At 58.7% G+C, this 21108-nt stretch carries 20 protein-coding genes; 11 read left to right on the top strand and 9 right to left on the bottom strand.

Annotated elements, in window-relative coordinates:
* Positions 1-54: 54 nt before the first annotated feature.
* From I5S59_RS01440 to I5S59_RS01415, 6 genes are all read left to right on the top strand, one after another.
* Entirely contained in the window at positions 55-1638 is a 1584-nt protein-coding gene (locus I5S59_RS01440; protein WP_197875056.1) for a methyl-accepting chemotaxis protein, read from the top strand.
* 314 nt (positions 1639-1952) lie between these two features.
* Positions 1953-3257 carry a M20 family metallopeptidase gene (locus I5S59_RS01435; RefSeq protein ID WP_197875055.1) on the top strand — a complete coding sequence of 435 codons (1305 nt, stop codon included), beginning with the start codon at positions 1953-1955 and terminating at the stop codon, positions 3255-3257.
* Between the two features lie 218 nt (positions 3258-3475).
* Entirely contained in the window at positions 3476-4189 is a 714-nt protein-coding gene (locus I5S59_RS01430) for a hypothetical protein (RefSeq protein WP_197875054.1), read from the top strand.
* Positions 4190-4520: 331 nt separating this feature from the next.
* Positions 4521-5468, top strand: coding sequence for a hypothetical protein (locus I5S59_RS26390; protein WP_232239510.1), 948 nt, complete (start codon positions 4521-4523; stop codon positions 5466-5468).
* 467 nt (positions 5469-5935) lie between these two features.
* Positions 5936-6148, top strand: coding sequence for a hypothetical protein (locus I5S59_RS01420; protein ID WP_197875053.1), 213 nt, complete (start codon positions 5936-5938; stop codon positions 6146-6148).
* A 405-nt stretch (positions 6149-6553) separates the two neighbouring features.
* Positions 6554-7450, top strand: a complete 897-nt coding sequence (locus I5S59_RS01415; RefSeq protein ID WP_197875052.1) for a hypothetical protein — start codon at positions 6554-6556, stop codon at positions 7448-7450.
* Positions 7451-7536: 86 nt separating this feature from the next.
* Here the strand turns inward: I5S59_RS01415 and I5S59_RS01410 are convergent, their stop codons facing one another.
* Positions 7537-8067, bottom strand: coding sequence for an HIT family protein (locus tag I5S59_RS01410; protein ID WP_197875051.1), 531 nt, complete (start codon positions 8065-8067; stop codon positions 7537-7539).
* A gap of 5 nt (positions 8068-8072) precedes the next feature.
* Entirely contained in the window at positions 8073-8522 is a 450-nt protein-coding gene (locus I5S59_RS01405) for a GNAT family N-acetyltransferase (RefSeq protein WP_197875050.1), read from the bottom strand.
* A 195-nt stretch (positions 8523-8717) separates the two neighbouring features.
* Here I5S59_RS01405 and I5S59_RS01400 point away from each other — a divergent pair, with 195 nt between their 5' ends.
* Entirely contained in the window at positions 8718-8972 is a 255-nt protein-coding gene (locus tag I5S59_RS01400) for a hypothetical protein (protein WP_128323523.1), read from the top strand.
* A gap of 32 nt (positions 8973-9004) precedes the next feature.
* On the opposite strand, the gene I5S59_RS01395 is transcribed toward I5S59_RS01400, so the two are convergent.
* The 3 genes from I5S59_RS01395 to I5S59_RS01385 form a co-directional block, all read right to left on the bottom strand.
* The gene (locus I5S59_RS01395) at positions 9005-9469 is read right to left on the bottom strand and encodes a bifunctional diaminohydroxyphosphoribosylaminopyrimidine deaminase/5-amino-6-(5-phosphoribosylamino)uracil reductase RibD (protein WP_232239509.1); all 465 of its coding nucleotides are present in this window, start codon (positions 9467-9469) and stop codon (positions 9005-9007) included.
* Positions 9470-9660: 191 nt separating this feature from the next.
* A complete protein-coding gene (locus I5S59_RS01390; protein WP_197875049.1) occupies positions 9661-10044 on the bottom strand; it encodes a DUF6632 domain-containing protein in 384 nt (127 codons plus the stop codon).
* 46 nt (positions 10045-10090) lie between these two features.
* The gene (locus I5S59_RS01385) at positions 10091-10600 is read right to left on the bottom strand and encodes a DUF2938 domain-containing protein (RefSeq protein ID WP_197875048.1); all 510 of its coding nucleotides are present in this window, start codon (positions 10598-10600) and stop codon (positions 10091-10093) included.
* 79 nt (positions 10601-10679) lie between these two features.
* On the opposite strand from I5S59_RS01385, the gene I5S59_RS01380 reads away from it, so the two are divergent.
* Positions 10680-11120, top strand: coding sequence for a helix-turn-helix domain-containing protein (locus tag I5S59_RS01380; protein ID WP_197875047.1), 441 nt, complete (start codon positions 10680-10682; stop codon positions 11118-11120).
* Between the two features lie 124 nt (positions 11121-11244).
* Here the strand turns inward: I5S59_RS01380 and I5S59_RS01375 are convergent, their stop codons facing one another.
* The 3 genes from I5S59_RS01375 to I5S59_RS01365 all read right to left on the bottom strand — a co-directional run bounded on the left by I5S59_RS01375 (position 11245) and on the right by I5S59_RS01365 (position 15334).
* Positions 11245-12636 carry an MFS transporter gene (locus I5S59_RS01375; protein WP_197875046.1) on the bottom strand — a complete coding sequence of 464 codons (1392 nt, stop codon included), beginning with the start codon at positions 12634-12636 and terminating at the stop codon, positions 11245-11247.
* A 105-nt stretch (positions 12637-12741) separates the two neighbouring features.
* Positions 12742-13494, bottom strand: coding sequence for a TorF family putative porin (locus tag I5S59_RS01370; RefSeq protein ID WP_197875045.1), 753 nt, complete (start codon positions 13492-13494; stop codon positions 12742-12744).
* Positions 13495-13591: 97 nt separating this feature from the next.
* Positions 13592-15334, bottom strand: a complete 1743-nt coding sequence (locus I5S59_RS01365) for an amidohydrolase (RefSeq protein ID WP_197875044.1) — start codon at positions 15332-15334, stop codon at positions 13592-13594.
* 103 nt (positions 15335-15437) lie between these two features.
* On the opposite strand from I5S59_RS01365, the gene I5S59_RS01360 reads away from it, so the two are divergent.
* The 3 genes from I5S59_RS01360 (at position 15438) to I5S59_RS01350 (ending at position 18179) form a co-directional block, all read left to right on the top strand.
* Positions 15438-16355 carry a LysR family transcriptional regulator gene (locus I5S59_RS01360; RefSeq protein ID WP_197875043.1) on the top strand — a complete coding sequence of 306 codons (918 nt, stop codon included), beginning with the start codon at positions 15438-15440 and terminating at the stop codon, positions 16353-16355.
* Between the two features lie 38 nt (positions 16356-16393).
* The gene (locus I5S59_RS01355) at positions 16394-17530 is read left to right on the top strand and encodes a polyamine ABC transporter substrate-binding protein (RefSeq protein WP_197875042.1); all 1137 of its coding nucleotides are present in this window, start codon (positions 16394-16396) and stop codon (positions 17528-17530) included.
* A gap of 94 nt (positions 17531-17624) precedes the next feature.
* The gene (locus tag I5S59_RS01350; protein WP_197875041.1) at positions 17625-18179 is read left to right on the top strand and encodes a YdeI/OmpD-associated family protein; all 555 of its coding nucleotides are present in this window, start codon (positions 17625-17627) and stop codon (positions 18177-18179) included.
* 15 nt (positions 18180-18194) lie between these two features.
* On the opposite strand, the gene I5S59_RS01345 is transcribed toward I5S59_RS01350, so the two are convergent.
* Positions 18195-20900, bottom strand: a complete 2706-nt coding sequence (locus tag I5S59_RS01345) for an AAA domain-containing protein (RefSeq protein WP_197875040.1) — start codon at positions 20898-20900, stop codon at positions 18195-18197.
* Positions 20901-21108: the final 208 nt, after the last annotated feature.

Here is a 21108-nt window from a genome sequence, read left to right as displayed (position 1 = left end):
CGGGCACCACCCGGTAATGGCTTTTCAGGATCGATTAATAGAAGGGATACATAGATGTTCAACGCAATTGGCAAGGTGCTGGCTGATATCAGCGTGCGGTCAAAACTGACCCTGGGCTTTGCACTGGTTTTACTGCTGACCATTGTGATCGCCGCAATCGGCTGGGGCGGCTTGAGCGGTCTGGGCGAGCGCAGTGCCAAGCTGAGCAGTATCGCCAAAATCAACGAAGAGGCCCGTGATGTGCGCATTGCGCGCCTGAACTACACGGTGGCCCCCGGTTCCGCGCAAACCGCCCTCATGGTCAAGGCGATGGATGAAATCAACCTTCATATCGTCGGGCTCGCCAGGCAGTTTACCGACCCTGAGGATCTGCGCTGGATTGCGCAGGCCGGCAACGCAATCGAGCGCTACCGTGACCACTTCCAGGATTACGCCCGTGCCATCGAGGGCGGCAACAATGCCCAGGCCAGTCAGTCTCTGGAGGTACTGGAGGCCGATCTCAAGAGCCTGCTGGAAGCATCCGGGCAGTTGTCGGACAGCCAGTCGAGCAAGCGCGACCATGAAGTGCAGGCGTCGATGCAGCGGTTGATCTTTGCTGCAGTGCTGGCCCTGATCGTCGGTGCCTTGGCTGCCTGGTTGATCACGCGCTTGATCGTGCTGCCATTGAAAGAGGCCCTGCAGAGCGCCGAGCGGGTGGCCAATGGCAACCTGAGCCAGGACATCCAGGTATCGCGACGTGACGAGCTGGGCGAGTTGCAGGCCAGCATGCAACGCATGACTCTGAACTTGCGCGACCTGATCGGCGGTTTGCGTGATGGCGTGGTGCAGATCGCCAGTGCCGCTGAAGCGCTGTCTGCGGTGACCGAACAAACCAGTGCAGGCGTCAGCAGCCAGAAGGTCGAGACCGACCAGGTGGCCACCGCCATGAACGAAATGACCTCTACCGTGCAGGATGTGGCGCGCAGCGCCGAACAGGCTTCGCATGCGGCGGTCAATGCCGGCCTTGAGGCACGGGAAAGCGACACGGTCGTCAACCAGGCTATCGAGCAGATTACCCATCTGGACATCGAGGTGGGTCATTCGACCCAGGCCATGGCCGAACTCAAGCGTGAAAGCGACAAGATCGGCACGGTACTGGATGTGATCAAGTCGGTGGCCCAACAGACCAACCTGCTCGCCTTGAACGCGGCGATTGAAGCCGCACGCGCCGGTGAAGCCGGTCGCGGCGTTGCCGTGGTCGCCGATGAAGTCCGCAGCCTGGCGCAACGCACCCAGAGCTCCACTGAAGAAATCGAGGAGCTGATTGGCGGCTTGCACCGTGGCACGCAGCAGGTCGGCGAAATTCTGGAGCGCAGCCGCGCACTGACCACCAACAGTGTTGAACTGACGCGCCGGGCAGGCGCTTCGCTGATGAGCATCAGCCGTTCGGTGTCCACCATCGAGTCGATGAACCTGCAGATCGCGACGGCATCGGAGCAGCAGAGCGCAGTGGCCGAGGAGATTAATCGCAGTGTGCTCAACGTACGCGATGTGTCCGAACAGACGGCAACGGCCAGCGAAGAAACAGCCGCTTCGAGCATCAAGCTGGCCGGTTTGGGTGCGGAGCTGCAAGTGATGGTGGGCAAGTTCAAGCTTTGACCTGAGCGCGTAGCCCGGGCCGCCGCCAAGCATGGCTTCTTGTATCCCCCCGTTACCCCCCCCGCGTCGCTGCACATTCAGCGACGCGGACTTGGCGCGCTGAGCGTTAGTCGAACAAACTGGCGCGACGAGGTGATTTCGTACAGCGCCAAAACTCCACATGTGCTGTGTGGTGCGCACTGAGTGTCACGTTGCGCGAATTGTACTGCCCTCAAAAAACAGTCAGTACCTACAGCCACATGCGGCAATTGCGACTTACCTGCCTGCGCCAGGGTGGCAGACTCCCCGGGGTCAACTCGAACTCCGGAGCACACATGAAAACCAAAGCATTGTTGCTGGCAGGGGCGCTGTTTAGCGCTTCTTCCGCCCAGGCTGCAGCCGCGCCGTTGAACCCGACGGAGCAGGCGATGGTACGTTTCATCGAGCAGCGCTACGACAGCCAGGTGGCGTTGCTGGAGCAACTGGTGAACATCAACAGCGGCACTGGCAACCGTCGCGGCGTCGAGCAGGTCGGCGAAGTACTTCGGCCATACCTTGAACAATTGGGCTTCCAGACGCGTTGGTTCGATCTTCCGGAACCGATGACCCATGCCGGAAGCCTGGTGGCCACCTTGGGCGGCACTGGCCGGCGGATCCTGTTGATCGCGCACCTGGATACCGTATTTGGGCCGCAGAGTCCATTCCAGACGTTTCAGCAATCCACCGATCAACAGACGGCAAGCGGCCCTGGCGTGGTGGACAACAAAGGCGGACTGGTCACCCTGTTGTACGCCCTCAAAGCCCTCGACCAGGCGGGCCGGTTGAGCGATGCCTCGATTACGGTGGTGCTGGTCGGCGATGAAGAACAGGCGGCGCAGCCTGGCTCGATCTCGCGAAAGGCCTTGCGCGATGCGGCCATGCAAAGCGAAATCGCCTTGGGCCTTGAGTTTGCGTCGACATCTCATGCACTGGTAACCGGCCGCAGGGGCATCAGTGCCTGGCAGCTCAGCAGCCATGGGCAGTCCCGGCATTCATCGTTTGTTTTCAGCCCACACGCTGGCTTTGGTGCCATCTACGAGACGGCGCGTGTACTTGAAGCCATGCGCATCGCTTTTTCCGGGCAACCAGGTCTGAGCGTCAACCCTGGCATCGTCGCTGGAGGGCGTACAGCCGACTTGGATATACAGCAAAACACCGCACGTGCCGAAGGACTGAAGAACATCATTGCAGGTCAAGCCCAGGTCCATGGCGATCTGCGTTTCCTGTCGCAAGCCCAGCAGCGCGAAGCCGAGCAGGCGCTGCGCGACATCGCCGCAGCGTCACTGCCCGGGACATCCAGCACGCTGCAATTCAACGACATCATGCCGGCCATGCCCGAGACGCCGGGCAATCGTCAATTGCTCGCGCAGTTCAGTGAAATCAACGAGGCGTTGGGGAGAGGACCGCTGCAAGCGGTACCCGCCGTCGAACGCGGCGGGGCCGATATCGCTTACGTCGCCGACCTTGTCGATGCCGGGATCGACGGGCTCGGTCCCTGGGGCACGGGGGCGCACAGCGATCAGGAAACCCTGGAGCTTGCAGCACTCCCCGTGGTGACTCAGCGCCTGGCCATTTTCATCAGCCGTTTCATAGGGCGCTGAGGTGCAGAGCCAAGTGGCAGATCACTCGACTACGCGTGGCTGAGCAACGGTGTAGGCGCCACTGAGCGCGAATGGCTTGGTCGCGCTTGGGGTCGGCGTAGGTGTGGATTACGGGATCTGGTTGTTCGAGCGCATCAAGCACGAAACGCAAGAATGGAGGATGATGCACCTGACATACTTTAATGATGGCGATAAAGTTCTAGCCAGTTACCATATTTATGAAAACTAAAAAATCAACGTATCACGCCCTCTTTCCGCCACAGCCACAGTGGCTCGGAAATGCACAGGGATGCCCTCCCTTCGACGTATTGAACTCAATGCTTTACGACGCGGTTGCCGCCCAGCCCAGTAATAGCGACAAAGCGCAGATAATTGGCAAGCTCATGCTCATCGGTCGCACTTATTCTGCCTCCGTAGAACGCAGGAAGACCCGAGGGAACATCAAGGATGAACGGCAAGCCCTCGAGGTTATTATCGAAGCCTCCGAGGCTATTGCGGAGTCGAGATGCGCTGCCATGCTGGCTTCAATAGGAATGAGCGACAGGCTTACAAGTGATCGCTTGCCAGAAGTCGTTGCAATTCACCTAGAGCTTTGTCGTGCACTCGCCAAGGCTAACAACCGGGAAAACAGCAGTCTCGCTTCGAAATATCTCCATTTCCATCGTCCGGAATTTTTCCCCATCGTGGACTCGTATGTTCGTGAAGGCTGGTCTTGGGTCATGGATGAATTGGGACAAACCTACAGAGGTTGGCGAGTGTTTGGAAAAGTTGATCGCTATGGTGACTGGTGCACTCGCATTCTCGATCTACGCAAATTGATCGAGAACGGCCATGAGGGCACTGTGAGCCTTAGGCAAATCGATAATTATTTGTTATCGATAATGTCATTGGATGGCCAAGGAGGTTGGGGGCTGCCTCGTTTACCTGGATAGAGCCACAGTGTGCTGCACAGGTTTCGGCAGGCTCGTTCCCCTCTGGAGTCTTTCGGCAGTGATCAGCTGAACGAGAAACAGGTTCACGCCGCAGATGCGGCTATCCGGTGATCTGGCCTGTCGTGGAGCACGCCACTACTGCCGGTGGGTTTTGATGGGGAATATCAAGCCCCGTTTGAGTTCCGGAAAAGCACTATCCCCCTTCTGCTCCACAATTTGATCCAGAAGCGCTGGCGATAAAGTTCCTGTATAAAGCAGCGCCGCTGGTGCAAGGCCGGCTCAATCGACGACGTGTTAAGGGATCGTTATGCTTCACAGAGTTCTATTCGTCTTGGCTTTCACCACGCTCTTAGCCGGTTGCCAGAACCAACAGTACAAAATTTTATGCGAGCCGTCGTACGGCGCAGCCAAATGCGACACTAGCAATCTGGATTCTTTGAGTTGCGGTGCCACGAGAGGAACCATCAGGACCTGCGCCGCATTTGTAGTTAATGAGGTCAATGCTCTGGCGGCGAAGAAGGGCCAGCAACTGACCACCACTCAACCTTACTACTCTCGGCCGGGCACGGAAGTTCTCTCGCTGGGAAGCTACGGCAGTGGACCACAGTTTTATGCCTACGTAGATGCACGGACCCCAGGCGCCTATGTGCAGTCTGTACACGGTGCCCAAAACGTAATGAGCGAGAGAGTCTCGCACTACAAAATGGCTGCCGATCGCTATGTGAACGATGTCGTTAGTGGCACCATCGTCGCCTCTGACAGTGACGTCTTGAAGGCCATAGCTGCGATTGACGCTATGCGTGGACCGATGGCCAAAGCCGTTGAAATGAGCAAGCCCATCTTGGACTACTACGCCGCGTTCCCCACCACAGACTTTGCGGGCCTTGCTAACCAGGTGGTTCTCAAAACGAACGCCAGGGACCCTTACCTTCGTGCAGCTGCGGATTTAGCCATCCAGCGGGACAACGAATACAACGCCAACAGGCCCTTTACTCAAGTACAGGCTGCCGCAGCCCAGTTTGAGGCGCTCCACGCGGTCGCGATGGTCTCTTATGCTGACCAGTTCGCAGAAGTCAAAAAACAAGCCGTCATTCTGGCCGCGCAAGCGGCGCAAGCTGCCAAGAAGCAAAGGGCCCAAGAACGGGCTTATGAGAAGCAATATGGGTCAAGTGGCGGCTACCATGGCGGTGGATGTTCGTGTGCGGGCAGCAATGCCTGCTACGGCCCCAGGGGTGGACGCTATTGCATAACTTCAGGCGGAAACAAACGCTACTTTTAAGCGATTCCATAGCTTATGTCGCGGGCTGACAGCGCATTGCATCCGTTGGCCCATCGCCTTCTTGTACCCCCAACCCCACTACCCTCCCCGAGTCGCCGCACATTCAGCGACTCGGACTTGGCGGTCCGACACGAAGGTGCAAAGCGCCCCAGATCACCCTCGCAGGCGCTTTTTTTGTGCCCGCGATGATGCTTTATGGCGGGCTGCGCATGGACTTCTTCGGAAGTGCCGGGTCCCTTCGTACCGGTCCGCCAACCTTGCGTAGTCCGTCACCCTTACCTGCTTGGCGGCAGTCGGTGGCGGATCCTTTCCACGAAGGAGTTCCACCATGACAAAACCCGTTCCTGACCCACCCCTCGTTACCAAAACCAGCACCACTTTCGGCTCCTGCGACGGCAGTCACGATCCGCTGTTCGCCGTACGCCCCGGCGTTTCTGCCGAAGACGCCCTTTGTCCACGCTACCGTATTGCTCAAAAGCGCTTACCAGCCCAACGCCCAGGCCTGTGACAAGGTCAATGCCGAGATACGTGGTTTGCTCTGGGCGACCCAGCACTCGCTGGAAATGAGCCTCGCATTGGTCGAGGCATTGCTGGATGAAGTTGAGGCGCGCGCTGCGACTGCAGCCGTGCTGAGACGTACCGTGCAAGCGGGGAAAGCGCAGGTAGCGTGCGCTGTGTAACAGGTTCAGGCCGCAGATGCGGCCATCCGGTGGTTCGAGAGTAAGCGATCGCGTCAGCATCAGACCGTGATGTCACGTTCGAAGTAATCTGGAAGCATGTGGTCAGATTGATCCGCAGGGCTACTACTGCAGGTAGCGTTCAAACCAGAAAATATGCTCAGGAGAGCGTTGCTGTCATCGCCTATAGCAAATCCCCACCACTGATTGATCATTCTTGCGGTAGCTGGAAATCATAATGTCAGTTTGATACCATTTACAGGTTCGATTGAAACCTAAAATCTGGCTTCAACTACCGCCAGTACGATTACAAAAAATAGATATCTTGACCATTCCGAGATATTGCCACTCTCAACAGCCAAAGCTTTAATCATTACGACTTAGATTAAAGAATCACAGGGGACAGTGATGAAGTTTGATTTCGGCGACCTGTACAAATTTGTTGTCTCTGCCGGCTTAGCATTAGTCGGCATGAGCATCTTATCAGTATGGTTGATATTCAAAGAGCCTTTCGACTTAAAAATCAAGGAATCCGACTTACTACTACTTACCCCAATAGCTCAAGATATAATCAAATATCGTCAATATATAGTTGGAATTCTGGTCAACTTCTCCATTTGGGCGATCCCGATAACCGCAATAACTGGCTTGTTCTTGTCAGGATGGGGCTTGCAAAAATGGAAGCAACAGCAATCAATAGCTGACGAACTTGCAGAGCTTGGACTTCAAGAGAAAAAGGTAGCGGTTAGACCAAAGACAGAGGATGAGATGGCTCTGTCTGAGCAAAGTGAGTCACCCGACACAAATGTAGCCCCTGACAAATCCGCCAACGCAGCCTTTACGCGCGCTCGTTATATTGAAAAAACCCTTGCACGAAAACTTCAACACTGCTTGCCAGCCGAGTACGAAGTCAACGCCAACATGTTGATTTCTGGAGCTGAAGTTGACTTTGTATTGACGAGCTCCGGCTGGCTCGACAAAGACTACTTGATTGAAATCAAATATATCCGGAAAGGCTTTAATTTTGGCTGGCTGTCAGAGACCGCACTAAAACTGAGGTCCGCATCCGCTCTGTACTCCAACGCAACAAATAGAATCCCCAACACCTGCCTACTAATTGTCGTAGCTGACTCAGCTTGGGACGCAGAAAAATATGACAACCTAAAAGATAAATTCTTTGAGTCATATCCGAAACGAGCGGCAAAACACAAAATTGCAATCATGAGCGAAAGCCGATTTGAAGGATTAACCTCAGAGTCCATATTACTAGACATGGGACTACCAGTAAGAAAAATCAACGCATAAGAAAATGACAATACTAAGCCACCTACTTATTATCAGGTGGCTTTTCACTTCCCCAAATATAATTCTTCACGTCCTATTCATTATATTCAATGCGTGTTTCTGACCTTCGCTTCTTCGGCAAAGCCAGCAACCTTACCTGCAAAAGCCGCACGAAGCGCTGCAACGACCTGTTCAACCGATTGCCCCTGAATCTCTGGCGGCTCAGGCCGTTCGCAAAACTCCCGCCATACGAACAGTGTCAGCTCTGCCCCATCCGTCTGCGGCATATCGCTCTCGATCCAGCCGAAGTTCTGCAGTGCCCTGTAGCGTTCATCCTCCCAGAACAGCGCCTCTACCCACGGGTAAACCGGAATGAAATGGAAGTGGATGGCATGGCCGGGGTCGTGGCCGAAACGGCCGATATACAAGCGCTTGGGTTGCAGAAGGTCCTCGACGATTTTTTGCGTTTGCGCCAGCAATACACCCAGCTCTGCCTGTGCCTCGATGGGCAGCGCGGCCAGCGCGTTGGTCGGCGCCTTTGCGCTCAACATCAAGTACCCAGGTAGCGCACTGTTGATACGATGATTGACGACCCAATGCCGGGTTTCGTGGATGATGAAGCGAGCGGGTATGTCCATTGCGGTCAGCTCCGTGCGCGGCGCTTTTCAAAGCGCACATCCCGGGCATCGACAGCCCCGGTCACATTCCACCCACATCGCCGATAAAAGCCATTCGCTCGTATCGCCTCATCGCCATCGGTGATCAGGTGAATCACTTCATGTCGCTGGAACAGCGCTGCTTCGGCCTGCTGTAGCAGTATCTGGCCGATGCCCTTGCCCTCATGCTGCGGACGCACGAACAGCGCGAACAACTCCGCTTCGTCGTGATCAACCATGACAAAACCGACTGCCTGCTGCTGCCATTCGGCAATCCAGACGCAGGGTGCTTTGCGCATGGCATCGCTGAGTGCATCCGCAGTAATGCCCAACTCGTGCATTTGCTCACGAGATAGGTGGTTCTGCGTGACGCTGGTACGAATGTCAAACAGCAACTCGATGTCGCTGGGTGAGGCCAGGCGAAGGATTGTGGTCATCATGAAACGTCCTTGTTGATGCGGGTGTGCCTGGCAGCATAACAATTCGCGTCAGCAAAAAAATGATGCTTACCCACTGCCCTCTTAGGCCCGAACAACAGGCATCGCCTGGATGAATGGCAGTTCCTTAGCCTGCGGGACGTGAGGAAATCAGCTGTACTTAATATTCGACATCAAGCGGCTGGAGATCAAATCATGAGCGCACACAAGACGTTTGGCTGGGTAGCCATGATTGTTCTGCTGGTGGCGAACGGGGCAGCCTGGGCGGCCACCGACCGCGCCGAGACGCGTCGGGCCGCGCGCGATGTCCGGCAGGAAACTCGCCAGGATGCGCGTGAGACGAAACAGGACTGTCGAGCGGCTGATGCTCAAAGCAATCCCCGTTGTCGGCAAGACAAGCGGCAAACGAAGCAGGAAGGCCGTCAAAAAGCCCGGGATATCAAGTACTGAACGTGGACGCTCGAACGGCGGGCATGAAGCACTCAAGGCACCTTGCACAGGTATGGCGTTAGCTGCTGTTGAGCCTGATCGCTGAGAAGCCCCACTGTGACTTCAATGCCAGCCTGGCGGAGCATTTCGATGCCTGCTCCGGCGTTACGCGGATCCGGGTCAAGCATAGCCACATGCACACGCGCAACGCCCGCGCTGATCAACGCCAACGCACACGAAGGCGTTCGGCCTGCAAATGAACAGGGCTCCAGCGTGACGTAAGCCGTCAGACCGTCGAGCGTTGTGTCCAGTTGCGAGAGCGCCATTGCTTCTGCGTGATGCTGTCCCGGGGGCTGGGTGTAACCGCTGACGATGACGGCGCCATTGCGTGCGATGACGCAGCCTACAGGTGGGTTCGGCAGGCAACCGGGAAGTGCGTGTTTACCCTGGGCCAGCGCCTGGCTCATCAGCGAGCGGTCCGTGTCGCTGAACATTTCGAGTTCGGCGGAAAGTGGCATAGCAGTAGCTCCTTGCTAAAGGTCCGCCAGAATACAAGGTAATGATGCAGTCAGTCGCCCGGTGCGATCTCTGTGGGAGCGGGTTTACCCGCGAACGATGCGCTGCGATGGATGGCACCGGCTTTGCCGGTGTTCGCGGGTGAACCCGCTCCCACAAAGATAGCGACTGCCATTCGACGGGGCGACAGCAGTCAGCCGAGCGACACGTTGCGAGCGGGCGTCAGGATGGCCAAGGCAACCGCCACGATGAACAGCGCTGGCACGTCCCCTGCCAAGTGCCCCATTTGCCCCGGCTGGGTGACAGCCTGGACGGCCATGATGGCTCCGTGTACAGCGCTTGACCACACGGTGAACCAGATCAGACTCAGATTGGCTAGTGGATCCCGTGCGGCCAGGATCAAGAACACGCCCAGTGTCGCGTAGATGCCAACGATCATCATCGGGTAGTCCGAGTGACCAGTGTGCCAGGCCCAGCCGGACGGCCAGAACAGCATAAGTGGGTAGAGAGCAAGGCACGCAAGGCCTGCCAAAACCAGAACAATGCGCAAATACCTGAGGCGATCGACTACTGTCATGACGGACTCCTCTTTGTTCTGACTTCATGGTGCGCCTTGCGCCCCTTTAGCATAGCGGGGCTGGTAGGAGCAGCATCAATAGCCACCCTGCCCCAAAAAGCCCGACCCCAAACGTCAGATGAGCAATCACACTTCTGCGCCTTGCCCTGTTTGGCGTCGCGGTCTTCGAAGCGGCGATGCCAAAACCGAACGCGGGCTGCATGATGAAGAACGGTGCAATCACACTGATCGCGCCCGTCATCAGCGCGGGCATCAGCGAGGGGTTGCAGAACCAGGCAGGCCCTTGGGCAACGAAGAGCACCATCGCGAAGACGCTGCCAGTGATGTAATGGAACACCCAGCCCACCAGTCGTTCATTTTGGACACGGGGTGCAGTCACAATCGAAGCGTGACGAAACCGCCCTTTTAGCATGTGGCCCAACCAGCGGCCGACGAGCCCGTAGTCAACCGACACCACGCCAAATACCCGCGTTTGAATAAACGCCGACATATCCATGATCAGCGTGGCCCCCATTCCAACTAACAGAATGCGCAATACCGTCTCACCTACTCCCATGGTATTTCCCCTTGCCTTCAGCCTGAATTGGCGGTTTGATCCAGGCAGTCTGCAAGTTCAAGTCGACTTGAGGTCAAGCATGAAAGAGATGGATATCGGTGAAGTGGCACGACGTTCCGGTGTGCCGTCTTCAACCCTGCGCTACTACGAAGAAAAGGGTCTTATCCACTCGATAGGCCGGCGTGGCCTGAGCCGCGTATTTCGTGCGGATGTACTCCAGCGGCTGTCGTTGATCGCGCTCGGTCAATCTGCAGCGTTCTCCTTGGACGATATCGCCGCCCTGCTCGGCGCGGACGGTCAACCTGCCATCGATCACAAGCGGCTTGCAGAAAAGGCTGACGAACTGGACCGCACCATCGAACACCTCAGCGCCATACGCGACGAGCTTCGTCGTGCTGCGGCGTGCCCTGCTCCCCGTCATATCGAATGTCCGTCGTTCCAGAAAATGCTGGACGCTGTGAGTACAGGGGATCTCAAAAGAAAAGCCGGCAGGGGAAACCTGCGCAGGCATGGCTCCTGAGGTTGGGTCTGTGTCCAACTTCAGGGGCGCAATTCACTTTGTAGGAGCGTGGCTTGCCCGCGAAAAACGATGACGCGGTGCATCAGGGACACCACGGTGCCTGATTCGCCGGCAAGCCTGGCTCCTACGTCGATGGTCTGCTCGGCAGACCAGGCGTGGCGTGCTTGCAGGTTGCATCTGTATGGCTGACCAGCCCCTTGATCACAACCGCGGCCGTGGCAAGCGCTGCCGGCAGCACCAAGGCTGTGAGCACTTGCTCGAAATTCCAGCCCATCCCCAGCAGGGTGGCTCCGGCCCAGGCGCCGAGAATGGCGCCGAAGCGGCCAATGCCGAGCATCCACGACACCCCGGTGGCGCGCATCTGGGTCGGGTAGTAGCGCGCGGCCAGTGACGGCATCGCCGATTGCGCACCATTGATGCACATGCCCGCCAGCAGTACCAGGCTGGCCAGCACAGTGACCTGGCCCAGGCTCTGGCCCACGCAGTAAGCGAACACCCCGGCCAGCAGGTAGAAAACGCCGATGACCTTGTGCGGATTCCAGCGATCCATGGCCCAGCCCACGGCCACTGCGCTCAGCACGCCACCGAACTGGAACAGCGCGCCAATGAAGGCGGCCAGCTCCAGGCTGGCGCCGCCGTCGCGCAACAGAGTGGGTAACCAGCTGGTCAGCAGGTAGACGATGACCAAGCCCATGAAATAAGTAAGCCAGAGCAGCCAGGTGCCGGCGCTGTACTGCCCGGTCAACAGCAGGCGGAGCACGTTGCCGCCCTGCACCGTCTGTTGCTCCGGCACGCTGAAGGCATGCGCCCGGGCAACCTCGTCCGGGGCGATCGGTGCCAGCACCTTTCGCACGTGTTTCTCATCGCGATTGCGTACCACCAGAAAGCGCGCCGACTCGGGCAGGCGAAACAACAGCACCACAGACAGCAGCAGCGGCAGCACGCCACCGAGCAACAGCAGGCTGTGCCAGCCATAGGCCGGAATCAGCTTGGCCGAGATGAAACCACCACTGGCCATGCCCAGGTTGAAGCCGCAGAACATGCTGGTGACCAGTAGCGACTTGAGGCGCTCGGGGGTGTATTCGGACAGCAAGGTGGTGGCATTGGGCATCGCCGCGCCCAGGCCGATGCCGGTGAGCAGGCGCAGTACCAGCAGTTGTTCCACCGAGTCACTGAAGGCCGAGAGCAGGCTGAAGATACCGAACAGCAGCACCGCCGCCACCAGCACCAACTTGCGGCCGAAGCGGTCGGCGAGCGGCCCGGAGCCGAGGGCCCCGAACACCATGCCGATCAGCGCGGCGCTCATCACCGGGCCGAGGCTGGCGCGGTCTATGCCCCAGTCCTGGCTCAGCGCCGGGGCGATGAAGCCCATGGCCGCCGTGTCCAGGCCATCGAGAAAAACAATGAGAAAGCACAGCAGCACGATGCGCCACTGATAGCGCGACAAGGGCTGGCGGTTGATAAAGGACTGCACATCCAGCGTGGATATGCCGGTCAACTGAGAAGCGTTGTTCATGGAAAACCCTGTCGTTCTTGTTATCACCTCGCCACCGCAGTGACAGCGAGTCGGGCGTGCAGTGGACCAGGGCGCTGCGGGCCCTGGCACCTTCTTCTGTAGCGCTTAAAACTCCTTGCGCACGCTCGCCACCACGGTGGCGGTGCAGACATCGTCGAAGCCGTAGGAGCTGGCGCATTCGGTTTTCGACAGGTCGGTATCGATGTAGCTCAGGCCCCAGGTCACACCCAGGAAGTCACGAGTGATCTTGGCTTCCCACTCGTGGTAGGAATCTTTCGAGTCGCCGCTCGCCGACCAGTACATCGGGTCTTTGAAGTCCATCCGGCCATAGCGCAGCTCCAGGCCGACCTCCAGCGGCAGCCGGGTCTCATAGCCGACCCAGCTGTAGAGCGAATCCTGGTCTTCGCCGTGGATGGTGGGCGCATCGCTGGAATAGAAAGCGGCCACCTTGAAGCCGTAGGCACCCAGCACCGCATAGGTCTCGGACTGGTTGAAACCGCTGGTCTTGGGATAGGCATACTTGATGTAGCCGAGGTCCAGCGACAGTGCTTCTGTGGGCTGCCAGTACCAGCCACCGAAATAGTCCACCTCCTGGCGGGTGTCGATACCGAAACCGAAGTCGACGTTGGAGGTCCAGGCGCCTGCATACAGGCCGCTGGAATGGCCCAGCACAACACCGGCCTGCAGCGCCGGGTCGCCCTGGGTCTGCGAGATGCCGCGCGTGCGATAGTCGCTGGCGGCGGTCACGTCGAGTTTCAGGAAGAAGTCATCGTTGAGCGCCAGGGCCTGGCTCTGGGGTGCGAAGGATGCAAGTCCGGCCATCAGGGCGATGCTGGCTGCGAGGTTGTTGCTGTTCATGGGCGCCTCGTTTTGTAGTTGTAGTTGGCAGTGTTTCGGGCAATAGGGGGCCGCACCTGCCCCGCTACCGGGGCAAGAGGGGGTGTGTCTCAGGGGGTTACCTGGCGGGGGTGTAGACCGGCTGGCCGCCGAAATAGGTAGCCAACACCTGTGTTTCACTGACGTCCTTGTCGCTGACCGTGAGCACGTCGCGATCGAGGATGACGAAGTCGGCTTGCTTGCCCTTGCTCAGGGAACCGATCTGCTGCTCCAGGCCGATGGTCTTGGCGGCGTTGATCGTGTAGGCGTACAGCATGGTCTCGCGGTCCAGGCTTTCCTCGGCGTTCAGCACGCCCTTGGGGCCTTCGCGGGAGGCGGCCTGGGCGATGGCCAGCCAGGGGTTGGGGCTGGAGACCGGCCAATCGCTGGCGCCGGCGATGGTCGCGCCATGCTTGAGCAGCGAGCGCGCCGGGTACTGGTAGCGATAGGCCGCCGAGTCGACGTAGGGCTTGACCATATCCAGGGTGTATTCGTCGCCGGCGGCCCATAGCAGTTGCATGGAGGCGATCACGTTGAGCGGCTTGAAGCGGGCGAACTCTGTCGGGTTGACCAGTTGCAGGTGGGTGATCGAGTGGGTGATACCACTGTTGCCAGCCTTGCGCGCCTGCTCGATGCCATTGAGCGACTCACGCACGGCACGGTCGCCGATGGCATGGACATGCACCAGCCAGCCACGCTTGTCGGCCGCCGTGACCAGCTCGCCGAAGTGCTGCGGGTCCAGCAGCAGCTCGCCGCTCTTGTGACTGTTGCTGTAGTGGTCGAGCAGTGCCGCACTCTGCGCCGGGTACTCCAGCACGCCGTCGGCGAACACCTTGATCCCGGGCAGGGTCAGGTTGGGAACGCCGGTGAACTGCTGGCGCACCTTGTCGATGATCTCCAGGTCGGCCGGACGGCTCTTCGGGTTGACCACCAGCAGCGCGGCCACGTGTGCGGTCAGCCCGCCTTTTTCCGCCAATGCCTTGTAGGCCGGCAGCACGCCGACGGTTTTCTCGGTGGGCTTGATGGCGAACAACGCTTCGCCGGGCGCACCATTGGCGGCCGGGTCCATCCAGGCGGTAATACCAAAGCTGTTGTTGTAGTGCACCGCAGCTTCGGCCGCGCGCAGCAGGCCGGCGGCATCGACCGGAGGCAACACTGCAGCGACACGGTCCCAGCCCGCGTCCACCAGAAAGCCGTTTGGCTCGCCGTTCTTCAGGGTGCCGATGGTGGCGCTGTCCGCCTTGCTCAGACCTGCAACCAGTGCCTTGTCGATCCCGGCACGCTTGAGCATGGCGTTGTTGGCCCAGGCGGTATGGTGGTCGCCGCCGACGAAGACAATCGGGGTGTTTGCCCACTCACCGTGGTTGAAACGCTCGCCGAACGCCTGCGCCTTGGACCAGTCGCTGGAGTTCATGCCCACCCCCTGAAGGAACTCGCCAAGCTTGGCACGGCCATCGGCGCGCCAGGTGCGCAGGCGCTGTTCCAGCTCGTCGACGCTGACCGATTCGCCTTCCATGTTCGCCGCTGCAAGCTCCAGGCCGCCGAACACCGAGTGCGAGTGAGAGTCGATCAGGCCGGGCGTGACGCGCTTGCCTGCCAGGTCAATGACCTGGGTGGCGTTGTCGGCGAAGCCACGCACCTCGGCGTCGCTGCCCGCGGCGACGATTTTGCCGTGCTCGACGGCGATGGCCTGAACCTGGGGGTTGGCTGGGTCGGCGGTGAAGATCTTGCCGTTGACCAGTATCAAGTCTGCCGCCGCCATGGATTCCGATGAGGAAAAAGCGACTGCCAGTGCCAGTAGCGCCGGAACGAACCGAATCATGTGCTGCCCTCTTGTAGTTGTTGGCGACGGCGAGACTATCTGTGTCATGCTATTTCCAGAATGGCCACTTCGCTAAAAAGCTTTTTGCCAGTTTGGAAAAACTATGGACACGCTCGGTGCGATATCGATGTTTGTTGCCACGGCTGACCAGGGCAGTTTCAGCCGTGCGGCAGAAATGCTGGGCAAGACGCCTTCGGCCCTGACCAAGTCCGTGAGCATGCTGGAAAAGCAGCTGGGTACCCTGCTGTTCGAGCGCAGCACCCGGCGCATTGTGCTCACCGAGTCGGGCCGTATTTATCTGGAGACGGCGCGGCAGGTCTTGCGCAGCCTGCATGAAGCTGGGGAAGAGATCAGCCAGCTGCACCAGGGGCTGTCCGGTACGTTGCGGCTGACCGCGCCCCTGGCCTTCGAGCGCGCCTTTTTGGGCGAAGTGTGCGCGGGTTTTCTGCAGGAATACCCAGATATCCAGTTACGTGTCGAATTGTCCGATGACTTTGTCGACCTGATCGAGGCCGGCTACGACCTGGGAATCCGTCAGGGCCGCAGCGATCTGCCGGGGTTGATTGCACGGGTGGTCGGCCAGAACCGCATCTTCCTCTGTGCCAGCCCGGAATACGTTGCGCGCAACCCCCTGCCACTGTCGCCGCAAACCATCGACCAGCACGACTGGCTGAAGTACGTTCACCCCGCGCTGGATGTGAAGATCTGGTGGGTCCAGTCGGCGGCAGGAAAGGTTCGCCTGAACTATCCGCAGCGCGCCCGCCTGGAAAGCGACAGCTATGACCTGCTGCTGCAAAATGCGCTGGCCGGGCGTGGCATCCTGCATACACCGCAATGGAGCGTGGACAGGTATTTGCGCGAAGGGCGCCTGGTGCGTCTGATGCAGGATTACATCATCGACCCGGATGCCTTCGGTGATGACATCCTGGCGGTGTATCCCAGCCATCGCCGCGCCAGCCGCAAGGTGCTCGCCTTCGTCGATTACCTGCAGGCCCACCTGTCACACCTCAACAGTGCCTGACTCAGGCGGCGACAAGTAACCGTTATGGCGCAAACATCATGAAACCTCTATTCGCACGAGCAACGCCTGCCCGCTGGGCAAAATCGCTGCTATCGGTGCTGGTACTGTGGGCCTCATTTGGCGGCTACTGCCACGCTGCTGACGGCGCCAGAGAGCTGCGGGTGTACAACTGGGTCGAATACCTGCCGCAGTCGGTGCTAGAGGACTTTCAGCGCAACACCGGGATCAAGGTCACCTATGACGTGTATGACACAGGTGAAGTGCTCGAGGCCAAGCTGCTCGCGGGTAACTCGGGTTACGACATCGTCTTCCCCTCGCACAATCAGCTACCCAAGCTGATCAAGGCGGGAGCCCTGGAGCCGCTCGACAAGACCCGGCTGCCGAACTGGTCGCACCTGGACCCGGCGTTCATGGGGGAGCTGGCCAGGATAGACCCCGGCAACAGATATGCTGTCCCCTACCTTTGGGGCACCACCACCATCGGCTACAACGTCGACGCGGTGAAGAAAGTGCTGGGGCATGACGTTTCCGAAACCGAGTCCTGGGGGCTGGTTTTCAAACCGGAAAACCTAGCGCGCTTGAGTGCTTGCGGCGTGGCTTTTCCGGACTCGGGGCCCGAGGTTTATGCGCTCGCGCTTAACTATCTGGGGCTGGACCCCGCGAGCACAAAACCGGATGACTATTTCAAGGCGCAACAGCTGCTGATGCAGCTGCGCCCGAGCATCAAGTATTTCCACTCTTCGCGCTTTGTGACCGATCTCGCTTCTGGCGATATCTGTATCGCCGTCGGGTATTCGGGGGGGCTCATGCTTGCCAGGAGCACCGCTGAGGCTGCGCATAACGGCGTTCAGATAGCGATCGCATCACCCCGCGAAGGCGCGTTGATGTGGGCTGACAACATGTCCATCGCGCAGGGGGCCAAGCACAAAGCGGAGGCAGAAGAATTTATCAATTACATCCTGGAGCCCAGGGTCATTGCCAGGATTTCAATGGAGATTGGCTACGCAAATCCCAATGCAGACTTCTCCGCCTATGTTGATCCTGCGACCGCTGCAGAGAAAGGTCTTTTGATCTCGGCCCAGGCACGGAGCGGTCTGTTCTTGCAGCAGCCCATGCCAGCCAATGTCGATCGGTTTATAACCCGCTTGTGGATGGGGCTTCGCAACGGGAAGTGATGCAAAGTGCGCAGTACCTGGCGGTTCTGGAGATTTCCTTCTGTACTGAATCTTTATCGCCGCTGAGCCCGGCGTGATAGCTGGAGGCGTTGCCATGAAAACAATCGATGTGAAATCCCGATTCGAAGCAACGCTTCTTCGCCCGGCAAAGCCTGGAGACGATGCGTCGTGGGCGTTCGTCGTGCTGCCAAAAGACACGAGCGAGCAACTTCCCAGGCGTGGAAGGACGACGGTTGAAGGCACACTCAATGGGCAGCCTTTCCAGGCAACCCTTGAGCCGGATGGCCAACTGAGCCATTGGCTGCAGATAAGTACAGCGTTACTCGAAGCCGCAGGTGCTGCCCCTGGGGATCGCGTTACATTAGAGCTGGCCCCTGTGAAGCAGGAACCCGAGCCCGACATCCCGCCAGACTTTCAGGAGGCACTGGCAGCCACCCCTGAGGCGCGTTTGGTCTGGGAAAGCACGACCACCCTCGCCCGCGTCGACTGGATTCACTGGATTACTTCAGCCAAACAACTCAGGACGCGCGCAAAACGCATCGGCGATGCCTGCGACATGCTTGCGTCCGGCAAGAAGCATGTTTGCTGCTTCGATCCGTCCGGTTACTACAGCAAGGCCTTTCGTGCACCTGAGGCAGAAGATTTTTAGAATGAATAATGCTGCTTAGGGGCCAGGGCGAGCCCACTGGTCGATAAAGTCGCCCACTCTCTGCGCAATATCACTCTCGACAGTCCGCAGCCGCAGGATGGGAATACTGCTTTTAGCCAAAATGTCATTCTTCAAGGCGTCCCGAGCAGCCTGCTCAGAACGATCATGGTACCCGCCATCGACCTCGATTACCCCTAGCGGGGTCTTGCCTACTTTGAAATAGATCACGAAATCGCAACTGGCGCGCCTCAAGAAGGCACGCTGGCGTTCTGTCCATTGCGGGTTAGCCGGCGATGCGAGCTGATCCAGCCTGATCTGAGTGTGATACATCAATGTCTGGTACGCCGGGGCACAAAGCGCTTCGCGCAGCAGTTGCTCCACGATCTGCTCGGACTTGAAGCGCGAATCCCTGGGTCGCAGGCGGGCGTTCAAGCGTGCAAGGGACTGGTCGTACTCGCGGTACAGCACATCGAATGCCGACACCACCGGCGCCCGTACGATCTGCTCGTCCTGCGCGTAATAGCTGATGTAGCGGATCAGGGCGGCAATGTGGCCATTGTTGTCGGTGAACACTTCATCGCCGGTCACCAGGGTGAAGCGATGTTTGGCACGGGAGACGGCCACGTTGATCATGCAGGGGTCGTCGACGAAATCCAGGCGCCTTCGCGCCTGGTTGTAGTGTTTCTTGTCCAGTACGGTGGAAAAGACTATCTCGTCGCACTCCCGCCCCTGGAATTTGTGCACGGTGTCCTTGACGAAATCTGCCGGAAGGCGCGTGCCAGCGAGGTTCACCTGTGCCCGGAACGGGGCTATGTAACCACGGCCTTCGCCGTCCATTCCGACTGCCTGACCCTCGTCCTCAAGCACCTTGAGCAGGGAGTCCAACTCCCGAAGGTTGGTGTTCTGCCGTGCGTGATTGCCCTTGGTCGTTACCACCAGGCGAAGGGGTGCTTCGCCCTTGTCCTCGGTCATTGGCACCAGTGCGTTGTCGTAGAACTGCTGGTTGCAGAACTGGATGATCCTGGGGTGGCAACGGTAATGCTCTTTCAGCAGGGTCCTGGGCAGCGCGTGCTGGAAAACGGCGATACATGAATCGAGCAGGCTGTAATGTTCGCAATCGTAAGCCTCGGCAGGCGCCTGAAGCCCCAGTCTTACAGGGATGTGCGGCAACTGGCGGTTGTCTCCAACGACGACCAGATTCTTCGCACAACCCAGTGGCAGGATGCCTGGCACGATGTCCTGCAAAGAGGCTTCGTCGATGATCACATAGTCGAGGACCGCCCCCGGTGCGATCGAGTTGACGATGGAGTGCGTGCCGCTTCCCAGAACAGGAAAGCGCCGCACGAAAGCGTCAAAATGCCTGCGGTAAGTCTTGGCATCGAAACTGTCCGACGGCGGTACCTGACGTTGCAGATGCTGCTTCAGATGGTGCATCGATGCTGATGTCAGTTCTTTCAGCAACGCCGTGAAATTTGCGCTTGCCAACGATTCACGGCACGCCCGCAGTTCCGTTTCCTTGTCCCGTAGCGACTTGTCGTAATAATGCATCTGCAGGGAATGAAACATGGCCATGCGCGCCTGGCCCGGAGCGAAAGGTTTGGCACGAAAGATTCTGAATTTGAACAGTAGCTCCATGCGGTCTTTGAGTTGAATGCGCTGCTCGCCGAGGTTGGCCAGGTAGGCCATAAGGTCTGCAGTCTTGCGCGGGGTCAGCCCGTACTTGTCCAACGAGCCTGTGGTTTGCACATCGCTTTGCCCCTGCCACTGCTGCAGGTAGCGGCGCTCGATGACCAGCTCGTCGAGCTCGATTTGCAGTTGTGCCGCCTTGTTGTGGTCGTGCAGGTGCTGCTTCAATCGGGTCACCAGAACCTGGATCTCCTCCAGGGACAGCGCAGGCTCGGGCGCGCTGGACGGCCAAGCAGGCAGGTCGGCGAAGAATGCGTCGCGGTTGTCCTGGTTGCCGAGTTTGGCGACCAAGTGGCCCAGGCCACATTTCTCCAGCTTTTCGTAGACGTTTTCCACGGCCGCATTGTTGTTGGACAACACCGCTACCGTCTGCCCGCGTAACAAGATATTCGCGAGGATGTTGAGGATGGTCTGGGTCTTACCGGTCCCCGGCGGGCCTTCGATCACACTGATTTGCGCGCTGAACGCCCGCTCGACCGCCTGGACCTGGCTTTCGTTTAACCCGAACGGATAGATGAGCCCCTGGCCCGCCTCGCGTGTGCCGTTGTGCCCCGTGCAATAGGCTTGCAAGGCTGTGCCGTCGATGGCGGGCAGTTTTCCGAGCTGACGCACGACATTGTTGGCGATTTCTCGATCTGTCTTCGACTCAGCGTGATCCTGTCGGGCATTCGCCACTGTAGTGAGATAGCGGAAGACCGCTGTGTCCTTGATCGACGTCGGGGCGGTAAAGCTGATGCCGTCCATCTTGTAGACATAGGGCCTGACGCCCCCCGGATAATGCACGACAGCATAACGCTCGCCGTAGATCGTGGCTTTGGCGATGGGCGTGACGATTGTGCTGCCGGGTTTCGTCAGCAGCATGTTGCTGAGCTCCCGAATGGGGGAAACTCGACAGTCGCTGAGCGGGTGGGTGTATTTTTTCCTGAGGGGGTAATGACACGTCAGTAGCAGAGCCTTGTACTTATCGCTCCAGAAAATCGCCCAGTCGCTGATCTCCGCGGTCTTGTCTTCACCATCCACATGAATCGAAGCCATATTCCCTCATTCCTATGCGCACGGTATCCGGCTTCGCCTCGCGCCGAATGCTACTTTCTCCATGATGGGTCATCTTGCCATTGTTGCGCGAAGGGTCGATAGCCGGCTCATGCTTCCGGTCAGCTTCCGTGCTGGAGGCCAAGTTACCTTGTCATTTGCCAAGGCTTGAGGCAGGGTCGATACCACGGAAATTTCTGCCAAAGGAGTC

The organism is Pseudomonas alkylphenolica (assembly GCF_016009175.1).
GTDB classification, from domain to species: domain Bacteria; phylum Pseudomonadota; class Gammaproteobacteria; order Pseudomonadales; family Pseudomonadaceae; genus Aquipseudomonas; species Aquipseudomonas alkylphenolica_B.
This window is presented reverse-complemented; position numbering and strand designations above follow the sequence as displayed.

Excerpts from the sequence above, each read along its gene's own strand:
- I5S59_RS01440 (WP_197875056.1), top strand. The coding sequence starts at position 55 with ATGTTCAACGCAATTGGCAAGGTGCTGGCTGATATCAGCGTGCGGTCA.
- I5S59_RS01435 (WP_197875055.1), top strand. The coding sequence starts at position 1,953 with ATGAAAACCAAAGCATTGTTGCTGGCAGGGGCGCTGTTTAGCGCTTCT.
- I5S59_RS01430 (WP_197875054.1), top strand. The coding sequence starts at position 3,476 with ATGAAAACTAAAAAATCAACGTATCACGCCCTCTTTCCGCCACAGCCA.
- I5S59_RS01415 (WP_197875052.1), top strand. The coding sequence starts at position 6,554 with ATGAAGTTTGATTTCGGCGACCTGTACAAATTTGTTGTCTCTGCCGGC.
- I5S59_RS01410 (WP_197875051.1), bottom strand. The coding sequence starts at position 8,067 with ATGGACATACCCGCTCGCTTCATCATCCACGAAACCCGGCATTGGGTC.
- I5S59_RS01405 (WP_197875050.1), bottom strand. The coding sequence starts at position 8,522 with ATGACCACAATCCTTCGCCTGGCCTCACCCAGCGACATCGAGTTGCTG.
- I5S59_RS01400 (WP_128323523.1), top strand. The coding sequence starts at position 8,718 with ATGAGCGCACACAAGACGTTTGGCTGGGTAGCCATGATTGTTCTGCTG.
- I5S59_RS01395 (WP_232239509.1), bottom strand. The coding sequence starts at position 9,469 with ATGCCACTTTCCGCCGAACTCGAAATGTTCAGCGACACGGACCGCTCG.
- I5S59_RS01390 (WP_197875049.1), bottom strand. The coding sequence starts at position 10,044 with ATGACAGTAGTCGATCGCCTCAGGTATTTGCGCATTGTTCTGGTTTTG.
- I5S59_RS01385 (WP_197875048.1), bottom strand. The coding sequence starts at position 10,600 with ATGGGAGTAGGTGAGACGGTATTGCGCATTCTGTTAGTTGGAATGGGG.
- I5S59_RS01380 (WP_197875047.1), top strand. The coding sequence starts at position 10,680 with ATGAAAGAGATGGATATCGGTGAAGTGGCACGACGTTCCGGTGTGCCG.
- I5S59_RS01375 (WP_197875046.1), bottom strand. The coding sequence starts at position 12,636 with ATGAACAACGCTTCTCAGTTGACCGGCATATCCACGCTGGATGTGCAG.
- I5S59_RS01370 (WP_197875045.1), bottom strand. The coding sequence starts at position 13,494 with ATGAACAGCAACAACCTCGCAGCCAGCATCGCCCTGATGGCCGGACTT.
- I5S59_RS01365 (WP_197875044.1), bottom strand. The coding sequence starts at position 15,334 with ATGATTCGGTTCGTTCCGGCGCTACTGGCACTGGCAGTCGCTTTTTCC.
- I5S59_RS01360 (WP_197875043.1), top strand. The coding sequence starts at position 15,438 with ATGGACACGCTCGGTGCGATATCGATGTTTGTTGCCACGGCTGACCAG.
- I5S59_RS01355 (WP_197875042.1), top strand. The coding sequence starts at position 16,394 with ATGAAACCTCTATTCGCACGAGCAACGCCTGCCCGCTGGGCAAAATCG.
- I5S59_RS01350 (WP_197875041.1), top strand. The coding sequence starts at position 17,625 with ATGAAAACAATCGATGTGAAATCCCGATTCGAAGCAACGCTTCTTCGC.
- I5S59_RS01345 (WP_197875040.1), bottom strand. The coding sequence starts at position 20,900 with ATGGCTTCGATTCATGTGGATGGTGAAGACAAGACCGCGGAGATCAGC.